Source organism: Pseudomonas sp. SK3(2021) (genome assembly GCF_016772375.1).
Lineage (GTDB): Bacteria > Pseudomonadota > Gammaproteobacteria > Pseudomonadales > Pseudomonadaceae > Aquipseudomonas > Aquipseudomonas chlororaphis_I.
Genome location: NZ_CP061943.1, coordinates 3,495,645 through 3,508,704, shown reverse-complemented (window position 1 = coordinate 3,508,704; position 13,060 = coordinate 3,495,645). Strand labels below are relative to the sequence as shown.

General features: G+C 64.5%; 6 protein-coding genes and 1 pseudogene. 1 reads left to right on the top strand and 6 read right to left on the bottom strand.

The features are described 5' to 3' along the window. Positions 1-33: 33 nt before the first annotated feature. Positions 34-159 (top strand): annotated as a pseudogene (locus IF690_RS15665) (FAD-dependent oxidoreductase); the annotation flags it as partial. Between the two features lie 434 nt (positions 160-593). On the opposite strand, the gene fusA reads toward IF690_RS15665, so the two are convergent. From fusA to IF690_RS15635, 6 genes are all read right to left on the bottom strand, one after another. Further along, a complete protein-coding gene (fusA, locus tag IF690_RS15660; protein ID WP_202696369.1) occupies positions 594-2,714 on the bottom strand; it encodes an elongation factor G in 2,121 nt (706 codons plus the stop codon). Positions 2,715-3,267: 553 nt separating this feature from the next. Next, positions 3,268-4,449 (bottom strand): condensation domain-containing protein, encoded by a 1,182-nt coding sequence (locus IF690_RS15655; protein WP_252189482.1) that lies wholly within the window; start codon positions 4,447-4,449, stop codon positions 3,268-3,270. A 99-nt stretch (positions 4,450-4,548) separates the two neighbouring features. Beyond that, positions 4,549-5,973 (bottom strand): MFS transporter, encoded by a 1,425-nt coding sequence (locus tag IF690_RS15650; protein ID WP_202696367.1) that lies wholly within the window; start codon positions 5,971-5,973, stop codon positions 4,549-4,551. Between the two features lie 71 nt (positions 5,974-6,044). Then, positions 6,045-6,218: a type 1 glutamine amidotransferase family protein gene (locus IF690_RS15645; RefSeq protein WP_202696366.1), complete on the bottom strand. Its 174-nt coding sequence runs from the start codon at positions 6,216-6,218 to the stop codon at positions 6,045-6,047. Then, complete coding sequence (locus IF690_RS15640; RefSeq protein ID WP_202696365.1) at positions 6,215-7,540, bottom strand: phenylacetate--CoA ligase family protein; 1,326 nt, start codon at positions 7,538-7,540, stop codon at positions 6,215-6,217. Before IF690_RS15640 ends, IF690_RS15645 begins: the two co-directional genes overlap by 4 nt. After that, positions 7,537-13,038, bottom strand: a complete 5,502-nt coding sequence (locus IF690_RS15635; protein ID WP_252189481.1) for a non-ribosomal peptide synthetase — start codon at positions 13,036-13,038, stop codon at positions 7,537-7,539. Before IF690_RS15635 ends, IF690_RS15640 begins: the two co-directional genes overlap by 4 nt. Between the last annotated feature and the right edge of the window lie 22 nt (positions 13,039-13,060).

The window sequence follows — 13,060 nt, the reverse complement described above, 5'->3', positions numbered from 1 at the left end:
TCGATCGGCCCGGCTGGAATACACGGAGGACAGGTGAGCGTCGATATCCAATCGGTAGTGGTCGGGGCCGGGGTGGTCGGGTTGGCAGTGGCCCGGGCCCTGGCCTCGAGCGGGCGGGAAGTGCTCCTGGTCGAGGCGGGCGAGGGGATTGGCACGGGGTGTTGCGTTGCTTGACGTCCGCGACGTAGTAGTTGATTGAGGTTGTCGCCCAGCATCACCACCACCTCATAATCCGTGGCGATTTCCCATTGCCGTGGCTCTTTGTTGGAGCTGTCGCGGTGTTTCTCGTCGGCGAAGGGCAGCTGGTTCTTGCACAAGTTGGCCAAGGAGCACGCCTTGGTTGTTTCACGAAGAACAGGGGGTGACCAGGCTTTTCTTGGTTTTTATTTTCATGCTCGACACCTGTGAGTGAGGTCGAAACTGCGTGAACAAATACCGCCAAGCCGTTCTATAGCAAGCGGGTTTGCTGCTCAATACAGATGTCGTGTTTTCAGATTAATGAGGTGTAATTCTCTACCTGGCATCGCCTGAGATCAGAAACGCCGAAGCCAGAGCATCTTTCGCGACACTCTGGCTTCGCTGTTCTGGCCTGGTTACTTGATCAGCGTCTCGACAATGTTCAACGGCGCTTCGGCGTACTTGGAGAACTCCATGGAGTAGCTCGCGCGCCCCTGGGACATGGAACGAACGTCGGTCGCATAACCGAACATTTCACCCAGCGGCACTTCGGCACGGACAATCTTGCCGGAGACCGAGTCTTCCATGCCCTGGATCAGGCCGCGACGACGGTTCAGGTCACCCATCACGTCGCCCATGTAGTCCTCGGGGGTGACGACCTCGACCCGCATGATCGGCTCAAGAACCACGCCCTTGCCCTTTTCGCGCAGCTGCTTGGTGGCCATGGAGGCCGCGACCTTGAACGCCATCTCGCTGGAGTCGACGTCGTGGTAGGAACCATCGAACACGGTCGCCTTCAGGCCGATCAGCGGATAACCGGCGACAATGCCGTTCTTCATCTGCTCTTCGATACCTTTCTGGATGGCCGGGATGTATTCCTTCGGCACCACGCCACCCACCACCTCGTTGGCAAACACCAGGCCTTCAGTGATATTGCCTTTTTCGTCGACGTCAGCCGGAGCAAAACGAATCCAGCAATGGCCGAACTGGCCACGACCACCGGATTGACGCACGAACTTGCCTTCGATTTCACAGCCGACGGTGATCTTCTCGCGATAGGAAACCTGTGGCTTGCCGATGTTGGCCTCGACGTTGAACTCGCGCTTCATGCGGTCAACGAGGATGTCCAGGTGCAGCTCACCCATGCCCGAGATAATGGTCTGGCCGGTTTCTTCGTCGGTCTTGACGCGGAACGACGGGTCTTCCTGGGCCAGCTTGCCCAGCGCAATCCCCATCTTCTCCTGGTCAGCCTTGGTTTTCGGCTCTACCGCCACCGAAATCACCGGCTCAGGGAAGTCCATACGCTCCAGGACGATCGGCTTGTCGATATCGCAAAGAGTGTCACCGGTGGTGACGTCCTTCATGCCGATCAGGGCCGCGATGTCGCCGGCACGGACTTCCTTGATTTCCTCGCGCTGGTTCGCGTGCATTTGCACCATGCGACCCACACGTTCCTTCTTGCCCTTGACCGAGTTGATCACCGAGTCGCCGGAACTCAGGAAACCCGAGTAGACGCGGATGAAGGTCAGGGTGCCGACAAACGGGTCGGTAGCGATCTTGAACGCCAGGGAGGAGAACGGCTCGTTATCGTCCGCATGGCGCTCGTCGATGATTTCGTTGTCGTCGCTGCTGTCCGGGTGATGGCCCTTGATCGAGGGGATCTCGGTCGGCGCCGGCAGGAAGTCGATGACGGCATCGAGCACCAGGGGAACGCCCTTGTTCTTGAACGAGGAACCGCAGACGGCCGGAACGATCTCGCTGGCCAGGGTGCGCGCGCGCAGGCCGGCCTTGATCTCTTCGACGCTCAGTTCACCTCCCTCAAGGTACTTGTTCATCAGCTCTTCGTTGGCTTCGGCGGCGGCTTCGACCATCTTGGCGCGCCACTCCTCGGCCAGCGCCAGCATATCGGCGGGAATTTCTTCCTCGCGATAGGTGGTGCCCTTGTCGTCCTCGTTCCAGTAGATAGCTTTCATCTTGATCAGATCGACCTGACCCGCGAAGCTGTCTTCAGCGCCGATAGCCAACTGGACCGGAACCGGGGTGTGGCCCAGGCGGCTCTTGATCTGGCCGACCACGCGCAGGAAGTTGGCACCAGCACGGTCCATCTTGTTCACGTAGACCACTCGTGGCACGCCATACTTGTTGGCCTGGCGCCATACGGTCTCGGACTGCGGCTCGACACCGGCAGTACCGCAGAACACCACGACCGCGCCGTCGAGTACGCGCAGCGAACGCTCCACTTCAATGGTGAAGTCGACGTGGCCCGGGGTGTCGATAATATTGATCCGGTACTTGTCATCGTATTGGCCGCGCGAACCTTTCCAGAAGGTAGTTACAGCGGCGGAAGTAATGGTGATACCACGCTCCTGCTCCTGCACCATCCAGTCGGTGGTAGCAGCGCCGTCATGCACCTCACCCATCTTGTGGCTGAGACCTGTGTAGAACAGGATCCGCTCGGTCGTGGTGGTCTTGCCCGCGTCTACGTGGGCGACGATGCCCAGGTTGCGGTAATGATTGATGGGGGTTGCACGACTCATGATGCTCTCCTTGATGTGCGACAAGGCTGATGTTCACTGGTCCGACGGAGCCGGTCCGCAAGGCAGACGCGGTGCTCGCCGCCAGGTTGCCAGGCGGCCCGCGCACACCGAGGGCACATGTCCCGCAATGCCCGAATGCGCTGTCGAACACCTGAGGATGGGCAATGAAACCAGCGTTACAAGCAATGTAGTCCTCCTCGCGGACAAGGCGCTCGATAACTTACGATTGACCTCACCCAAAGGGTTATATAGCCCTGGCTGGCATATATCCCATGGATATCGATTGTGCTGATGCGGGGCAAATGCGCTTTATCCTCGATCTTGTAGATCGTGCAACTCCTGTCCATTTCCCGGTGGGTTTGCGGAGCGGCCTGGCGTCCTTCCAGTATGCCGCGGACGAACCATGGAGCCTCGGTGCCGGCGGTCATACGCTGCCAGTGCGGCACTGTCCCGACACGATTGGCTTCTGGAATAAGGCATACAGGCCATCCGACAAGATCGCGGGTCTGTTCGAACCGCGCTCTTGTCGGTGCCTGTCCCTACGCTTTGCCGATCAATCGCAGGGGATGCCTTGCAGGTCGCGGATCATCTGTTCGATGACCTGTCCCGCATGGTCGCCATAGGCTGCGGCGTCCATGTCGATCCGCCCTGAAATGTGCTCGGTATGCTCATCCAGGGTGATTTCGAACGCCACGCGGCAGGTATCGTTCGGCAATAGCCGCAGGCTCATCCACTGGTTGTCGCCCAGGGCGATGCGACGGCCTTCGCTGCGTGAGTTCCAGGCGTTGAACAGCTGGGCAAACGGCAGTTCGAAGCCGGCGGTGCGCGCGGACAGGCCCTCGGGATACCAGGCTGCCGGTTCTATGTCCTGGCGAGCCGTGGCATTGATCACCGCCCGTTGCACGCGCTTGATCACCGCGGCCAATGGCTCGCCGGGCTCATGCCGGGTACTGACCGGAATGGTATTGGACAACGGCCCCACCAGCGTCTGGGCCGCGGCGCCCGGGCGATTGGCGAAGGGGACGCCGGTCACCACGGTGGCGACACCGCTGACGGCACTGATTGCCCGTTGGTAGATGGCCAACAGCAGCACGAACGGCGTCACCCGCTGAGCCCTGGCATAGTCCAGGACCCTGCTGCGCGGTACGTCGCAGGTGAACTTCAGGCTCTGCATGCGCCCCATGCCGGCACCGCCTTTGGTGCGCAGCGCATCGAGCCCGTAGGGCCCCGTCCCCGGGTAGATCTCCAGCCGTTGCGCCGCGCTTACGGGCTGCTCCGGCAGGGGCCGCATCCGGCAATAGTCGTTCCAGGCGCTGCAGGATACCGGGGGCTGGCCCAGGTAATGCCGGGCGATATCTTCCAACAACAGGTCAATCGACGCGCCATCGCAGGTATAGATCCAGAAGCCGATCCAGATGTGCAGGCCAGCCTCGTCTACCGTCGAGGCGATGCGCAACCCGGGTTCGGCGGCTTGCCTGGCCCGGTAGGCCAGGAACTCCTGGTCGCTGACCGCGGCCTGCACCTTGCCCAATTGCTCACGCAACGCTTGGCGCAATGCTTGTTCGCTGGGGGCTCGGCCGACCAGTTGTTCTCCTTCGATGTCGAATCGGGCCGCCAGGATCGGATGCCGGGCCAGGGTCTGGGCCACGGCGTCGAAAACCTGTGCCTGGCAACACTGCGCGCTGAAGTCCAGACGCAGCGCGCCGGAATAGGCGCGCCCTGTCTGGTCAAGCATCGCCCCGGTCCATTTTTCCCGCAGCCCCGCGACGCTGGAAAGTGTCGCGAGGGGTCCCTTGAAGGGGGGGATCAGGTAGTTCTGATGCATGACGGTAACCTACGGCTGGGGGCTCGATGGGGCCGGCTCGAGAGCCAGGGCATTGCGTCCGGCCCAGATCAGCAAGGCACCACCGAGCATCGCCAGCGCCGACAGCGCGAAAGCGATCACGAAACCATCGGCCGCGATGGTCGACGCCCCGGCGCTGTCGGAGACGGCCAGGGCCACGGCCGCCAGCAGGGTGACCCCGAACACCTGGAACAACTGCTGGATAGTGGTGGTGATACCCGACCCGGCACCGGCGTCCGCCTCGCTGAGGTCGCTGGTAGCCAACGACTGAGCGACCGGGGCGACACAACCGAAGCCGATGGAGGTGACCAGCATGGCCGGGAGCATGCCCAGCCAGTAGCTATGCAGGGGTACGCCGAAGGCAAACAAGGCGAAACCCAGCGCCGAGGTTGCCAGGCCGACAACGGCCGCCGTCTGCGGGTTCCAGCGCTGCATGACGAACTGCGAAAGGAAGATGCCGGGGAAGAACCCCAGGCAGAAGGGCAGCCAGGCCAGGCCCGTCTGCATCGGGCTCAGGCCGAGGTAGTCTTGCAGCAACAGTACACCCAGGTAGAACAGGGCGCCGGAGGTCGCTGCCAGGATGGCCACGATGGCGTAGCCGGCCAGGCGGGGAGAGCGACTCATCAGGCGTGCGGGAATAATGCCGTTTTCCGAGCGCTTGCAACGACGCAGTACCAGGAAGATCCCCAGCAAGCCCAGCACCAGGAGCGCCACCCGCTGTCCGGGCAGGTGCTCGATGCCAGAGCCCATCACGGCCATGACGGTCGCGGCGACGGCCACCACCAGGATCAGGGCGTTACCCAGGTCCAGAGGGGTGGAACTGCGGTGGGCGAACCTGGGAATCATCACCATGCTAGCCAGGATCAGCAGCATGACGACCGGTACGTTGATCCCGAACACCCAGCGCCACGACAGATACTGCGTCAGTACGCCGGACAGCAGTACACCGATGATCGAGCCCAGGCCGCCCAGTGCCGCCCAGATGCCAAACGCCTTGCCGCGCTCGGGACCTGCGGGAAACAGCAGTGACACCATGGCCAGCCCGGTGGCCGAAGCCAGGGCTTCGCCGACCCCTTGCCCGGCACGGCTGATGATCAGCACGGTGGCATCTTCGGCGAAGGTCGCCAGCCAGGAAAATGCGCCAAAAATCACGACGCCGACCTGGAAGACGCGCCGCACTCCAAAGGCGTCGCCGATCCGCCCGCCCAGCAGCAACAGCGATCCGGCGGTGATGAGGTAGGCATTGACGACCCAGGTCAAGGACCCATCCGTGAGTCCCAGTTCGTGCTTGATCCGCGGCAGGGCGACGTTCACCACGGTGGCGTCCAGCAGCAGTATCAGCTGGATGATCGAGATGACAGCCAGGGCCTGCCAGCGTTTTTCATGGAGCGTTGCATTCGCGGGTGTGTGAGTCATGTTTATCCAGTCCTTAGATTGACGGGTGTCGGCCGGCGTCCGGCCGGCACCCGAGGCTTTTTCCAGAGCGATCAGCCCGTGGGGTTGACGTTGGCCAGGGCCAATGAGTTACGGATTATCTTGATTGCGTGGTCGTTGCCGGTGCTCTCGGGGTGAAGCGGCACGTTTTCGATCGACCGGGTACGCTGCCGCGCCGCCATGTTCACGCCATCGTCCGAGCAGGCCGTGGGTGGTAATGAGCTCACAGGGCGGGCTCCCGTTGATCGCGGATGCGGGCGTGCTTCCAGGAGATGTAGGCACCGGTCTCGGTCCTCGGATCCAGGCTCTGTTCCAGTTGCAGCTGGACCGAGGTGCCGAAATGGCTGGCCATCTGCGCCTCCACCTGGTCCAGCGAACGCTCGCCGATACCCGCCACCATCGACACCTCGACATGGTCGCTACCGTCGCTGGCGGTGCAGATCCTGACCTCGTAGCCGGAGACCCACTCGGCCGCCGTCAGCACCGTCGACTCGATCAGTGCCGGCAGTACCTGGCGACCGGCCAGGGTCATCACATCGCTCACCCGGCCAAAGACCCGCAGGCAACGAGAACGATTGCCGCACCCGCAGTCCTCGGCAGCCTGCAGGCGCGCCAGGTCGCCGGTGCGGTAGCGGATCAGCGGCTTGGCCCCGGGTACGAGCATCGTCAGGCACAGTTCGCCGATATCGCCCTGCATGCCGGGAACCGAAAGAATCTCCGCCAGATAGTTGGTCTCGGAGACGTGCAGGTTGCCGTTGGCGCAACCAGTGGCCACCGCATGGGCTTCCTGGGAGCCATACAGGCCATGGGTGCAATGGGCATTCCAGACCCGGGCGATATTGCTCAGCATCTGCGGCGTGCACAGTTCGCCCAGCACCATGATCTGGCCCACCGCCGTCTCGCGCGGATCGATCCCCTGGCTCACATAGAGCCGGGCCAGGGCCAGGGCCACGGCGGGCGAGCAGATCAGCGAGCGCACGCCGAGCTCGTTGATCAGCTGGGCGGCCTTGACCAGGCCGACCCGGGGGCTTTCCGGCCACAGCCGCACATAGGGAATGCCCAGGTTGCGGCAGACCTCGCCATAGGTATCGCCGAACGCATACAGCTCCGACGGCCCCATGATCGCGGTGAGGGCATGGAGGGTGCCGAATGTCGACTGGTACAGGTCGGCGACGGCCTTCTGCACATAGGCACCGCTGGTCTCGACATCGATCGCCGCCCGCGGGCAGGGGGTGGGCAGCCCCGTGGTCCCGGTCGTCTCGTAGTACACCGCAATCTGCTCGAAAGGCAGGCTACAGACCGAGCGACCCACGGCGCGCAGGTCCTCCTTAGTGGTGAAAGGTATGCCGTCCAGCGCCGGCAGTGCGCTGGGAGCGCCCAGTTGCGAGCGCAGGTGCCCGGCATAGAACGCCGAGTGTTGCTGGACATAACGCAAGACTTCCCGGGCCCGTAGTTGCCCCCTGGCCTCCAGTTCCTGTGGCGTGGTGCGTCCATCCAGGTAGGCATCCACGTCGTCCAGCCATTGCTGGTGCAGGCTGTCCTTGATCATGGCTGGTTCCCCGCGTCCAGGCTGTTGGCGAACTCGCTGATGGTCTCGGTGAGCATGAGGTTCTCCAGGGGAACGCTGATGGACAGCTGGGACTCGAGTTCGATCTTGATCTTCATCGCCGACAGCGAGTCGCCGCCCAGGTCGAAGAAGTTGTCCTCGGGCAACACCACCGGTTCCTCGAGATGACTGGAGATCACCCGGATAACCGTGCGCAGGATGGTTTGCGGGGTCTTGCTGTTGGCGTCTTTCATGTCATTCCTCAGGGTTTCACGCAGGGCCAGTACATCCACCTTGCCGTTCTTCGACAGGGGCAACTGGGGCAACGGCTGGACAGTCTTCGGCACCATGTAGGCAGGCAGGCGCAGGGTCAGGGCCTGGGCGATCGCAGGAGCCCGTTCGGGCTCGCCGACATAGACCAGGGCGATCTGCTTGGGATGCCCATCGGGACCGGGCAGGGCGACGGCACAGGCTCGCGAGACACCGGGGCAGGACTCGGCCACGCTCTCGATTTCCCCCAGTTCGATGCGCAGGCCATTGAGCTTGATCTGGTTGTCGAGGCGTCCCAGGATCTCGATCTCGCCGTTGGGCAGGTAGCGCCCGAGGTCGCCGGTGCGGTACATGCGTCGCCCGCTGCGCGGGTGCCGGACAAAGGCCTTGCGGGTCAGTTCCGGCTGGCCGATGTAGCCACAGGCCAGGGACACATCGCTTTCCACCAGCATTTCCCCGGGTACCCAATCCGGGCAATCGGTCCAGTCGCCCGCCACGATGTGATAGGCGGAGTTGCGCATGGGCGCGCCATAGATCACCGAGCGCACCGTTTGGCCTTCCTGCTCGTCGATCTCGTGCAGCACCGACCAGTTGGTGGTCTCGGTGGGGCCTCCGCAGGAGTACAGCCGTGCCTTCGGGTACAGCGCCCTGGCTCGCGGCAGCAATGGCAGGGGGATCCAGTCGCCCGCCATGACGATGTTGGCCAGCGATTCCACCGCAGAGAAGCTGCGCGCGTTTTCCGCCACACTGCACAGCAAGTCCATGATGGCCGGCACGCAGGCCCAGAAGGTCACCCCGTGGCGGCGCTGTAGCCGCAGCCAGGTATCGGGGTCCGGTCCTGCCGCCTGGGCAGGCACCACCACCGAGCCGCCGTGCAGCAGGGGGCCGAAGATATCGAAGACCGACATGTCGAAGTGCAGGGCGGCAGTGGCCAGGTGGCGGGTGGAGGCATCCAGGCCAAAGCGCTCGACGACGTCATGGATGTGGTTGACCACCGCGGCCTCGGGGATCTCGACACCCTTGGGGTTGCCGGTGGAGCCTGAGGTGAAGATCACGTAGGGCGAGTAGTCCGCGGCCAGGGGCGCCAGGGCCAGGTCCGTGTGCTGCCCGGCCCAGGCCCGCAGGTCCTCGTCCGTCAGCACCAGCCGCTGCACTTGCTCCGGCAACGGGGTATCGACACCGGCGATAACCGTGCGCACCCCGGCCTGGGACAGCACCGAGCGGATGCGCTCGGACGGCAGGTCGATGTCCACCGGCACATAGCCGACACCGGCCAGCAGGCAGCCGTAGACCGCCGCATAGTGGCCGCTGCCCTTGGGCAGCACGATCCCGACAAAGCGTTCAGCGGGGGTGCGGGCTTGCTGGATCATCTCGCCGATCCGGGCCGCGGCCCGGCCGATTTCGCCCCAGCTGTAGCTGCCCCGGGCATCGAGGACCGCGGTTTCCCCGGCGCGCTCGGCCATCCGCGCCAGCAGCAGGTCACGCAGGTGGACCTCCGGTACTGGCGCCTGGGTCGCGTTGACCGCGTGGCGTACTTCGATCTGCGCGGCAGGTCGCAGGTCGAGCCAGGTGCGTTGCCAGATCCCGCTGTCGTCGGCCAGTTGCCGCAGCAGTGTGCAGAATGCGCCGAACATCGCTTCCACGACCTCGGGGCGAATGACCCCGGTGAGGTAGTCCCACTTGAAGTACAAGGTGCCCTCGGATTCGCGCAGTTGCACATCCAGGGTGACCTGGGGCGTTTGCGAGACGCCGTAGACCTCTTGCCCAAGGCGCGCCGCGTCATGGCGGCCCGGGTGCCCGAGCAGGCTGGTGAGGACGATCGGCATCAATGGCGCACCGCCACTGCGACGGACCCGGGCCAGCTCGCGCAGCACCTCGACCCCGTTGAACAGCCGATGGTCCAGTGCCTGCCAGATGGCGCCTTGCAGCTGCTGGCCGCGCGCCTCGAGGGTATCCTCGGCCGCTGTTTCGTAAGGCACCAGCAAGGTATTGGTAAAGTCGCCGACGACCTGGTCGATATCGGCACTGACGGGCATCCGGTCCGAGACCGGGAAGTTCAAGGTGAAGCGGTCTTCTTCGCTCCAGCAGCGCAGCACTTCGCACAAGGCCAGCGCGACCACCCCGGATGGCGAGATATTGCGCGCCTGGGCCTGGGCCTGGAGTCGCTCCCAGGCCGCGACGGCGAGGGTGCCCTCGTGTCTCTCGAAGCGCGACGGGCCGCTGAACTCGCCGGGCTCCAGTTGCGGCAGGCGCGGCGCCGCCGGCAGGTGGTGGATCTTGTCCAGCCAGTATTCGCGGTCGGCCTGGTACTGGGCGCTCTCGAGGACCTTTTGCCGATAGGCGACGTAGTCATGGAAGCTGGTCTGGAGCACCGGCAGCTGTGGCTCGTCTTCCAGGTACAGATCGATCAGGTCGGGGATGATCACCTGGAAGATCGACCAGGCATCGGCGATCAGCATGTCGATGCACAGGTGCACACGGCTGGTGCTGGCGCTGATGCGGCTGATGCGGAACTGGAACAGCGGCCATTGCGTGGTGCCGATTTCTTCGTTGGCCATGCGTTCGCGGACCCGGTCGATCTCGCGGTCGATCTGCGCCGCATCCAGGGCGCTGAGATCGACGTACTCCACCGCCTGGGTGCCGTCGACATCGCCGATGCTCTGGCGTCCGCTGGCATCGATGGTCATGCGCAGCATCGGATGGCGCTCGACCAGCAGCCCCACGGCACGGGTGAAGCGCTCGCGATCCAGGGCCTGCACTGCCCATTCGAAATAGCCCTGGCAGCCGACGCCGCCGTAGTCGTAGAACGAACCACGACCGATCCACAGTGCCTGTTGGCTTTCGTTGAGTTCGAACGGCAACCGTTGCTGCTGTGCCGGCAAGTGCTCGAACTTCGGCAACTGGGTATTGTGCGAGGCATTGGCCAGGCGGACTAGGTTCGCCAGTACCGGCTCTTCGAGGAACGCGCGCATTTGCACATGGATGCCATGCTTGCAGGCCAGCTCGCCGACCATGCGCAAGGCGCGCAGGGAATCGCCGCCGGCGTCGAAGAAACTCGACTCCAGCATCGCCTCTTCACAGAGCGTCCAGGCCAGCCAGCCATCGCGTACCGCGTGGTCTGCCCGGGTTTGCGGGACGAAGACTGTCTGGCCCTCAGCGCGCTCGATAGGGCCGACCTGCAGCGCGCCGTAGTCAACCTTGCCGTTGCGCCCCAGGGGCAGGGGGCCGGTCACGATCTGGCCGGGCTGGGCGGCCGGGTGCAGGCGCGCGGCCAGGTGCTTGCGAACCTGGGCCACCCCCTCTGCGGCGTCCGGAGCCAGCTCCAGGAACAAGGCCAGGGTCGCGCCCAGGTCATTGTTCGAGCAGGTGGCCGCCGCCTTCACCACGCCCGGTACTTGCAGCGCGGTAATCTCCAGTTCAGTCAGGTCGACCCGGTGCCCGCGGATCTTTACCACCGAGTCGGTCCGCCCGAAGATTTCCACGGTGCCATCGGCGGCCATTCGCGCCCGATCGCCGGTGCTGTATTGCAAGGGCGACGTGGCGTCCAGGGTGTTGCCACGAAACGCCTTCTTCGTGTCCTCGGGGTTCACGTAACCCACCGACAGCGTCTCGCCGGTGATGACCAGCTCACCGACGCAACGGGCCGCAAGTGGCTGGCCATGGCGGTCGACCACGTACATCCGGGCGCCGGGGATCGCCCGTCCGACCGAGGGCAGCAAGGTGCGGCGTGGGGCGCTCAGATCCTCGATGGACACCACCGCGGCTTCCGCGGAGCCATAGACATTGATCACCCGGTAGCCGAGATCGGCCGGCGGCCATTGCTTGCAGCGTTCACCGGCGATCAGCATGGTGCGCAGGCCGGTCCGGATCCCGGTGGCCCACAACGCTTCGGCGATGGACGTCATGGCCAGCGTATGGTTCATGTCGCCTTCGAGCAGCCAGCGGGCCAGCAGGTTGACGTCCTGCAGCACCGGCGGGGCAGGGATGCACACCGTGCCGCCGGCGCACAGGACCGGCAGCGGGTCGACCTCGACCATCCCGTAGCCGGGCGACGATAGCCATGAGCCGCGGCTATGCTCGCCCAGCCCGGCCTGATCGATAATGGCGTCCAGGGTCGCGGCCATCCCGCGATAGGACAGGCATACGGCCTTGGGCCGTCCGGTACTGCCGGAAGTGCCGGCGATAAAGCAGGCCTCGTTGGTGGTTTCGGCCCACTTGCCGTGTTCCCAGTCGACGGGGGCAGGGCGTAGCTGCACCTTGTCGATGTCCAGCAGCGGACAGCTCAGCCAATCTCGCGCTCGCTCGGTGGTGCTGCCGGCGGTCAACACCGCATGTGGGCTGCACTCTTCGATAAAGGCCCGGATGCGTTCATCGGGATGCGCCGGGTCGATCAGCACGCAGGTGCCCCCCATGCGTTGCACCGCGACGATCGAGGCCAGGTGTTGCCAGCCGCGCTCCAGGAACAGCGCCAGGCGCGGGCTCGAGCGACGGGAAGTGACGCGTTCGCGTATGTGCTGGACCAGTGCCTCGCTGGCGTCCCAGAGTTCGGCGTAGGTCAGGCTGCGGTCGCTGTTGTCATCCACGATCGCCACCGCCGATGGCTTGCTCTGTACATGCCGGTAGATGCGCTCCACCAGGCACTGGCGCGGGCCGGCTTCGGCCGGGGCAGGGCAGGCGGGCAGGAGAGAGGAAGCCGGCGGGGCCTTGGGATCCAGTACCCGGGCGCAGGCGAAGGCCACCAGTTCAAGCAACTCCAGGCGCACGGCCCGGGTCATGCGATCGCTGCGTACCGACAGTTGGCAGCGGCCGTCCTGCACCAGCAGCCAGACCGGCGATTGTGCCGCTGGCAGGTGCTTGCCATCGCTGATCTCGATATCGGCACGCAAGTGCGTCTCGCCATCGAGCGCTTGGGCGTTGTCGCGCAACTGCGCAATATAGCCCCGAGCGTCTTCTGCAAGGTTCAACGCCGTGCAATCGACGCCGAGCTGCGACGACTTGCCGTCGTCGTGGATGCCCAGGGTTACCCGGCCTTCCGGGCTGAGCAGGGAGCCCAGGACCGCGGCGAGCGTAATCAGGTCGCTCATGCCGGCCGTCAGGCCAGGAGGCAGGGCAATCTCTTCCTGTTCCCGCGTGCTGTCGGCCGATGGTCCGGCCGCCGGGCACGCGAACGCGTCCCACAGGCTGCGCTCGTTGCCTGGCAGCGATTGTGGCTCGGGGGGTACTGATGTCATGTCGTCCCTCATCTTGTTCATG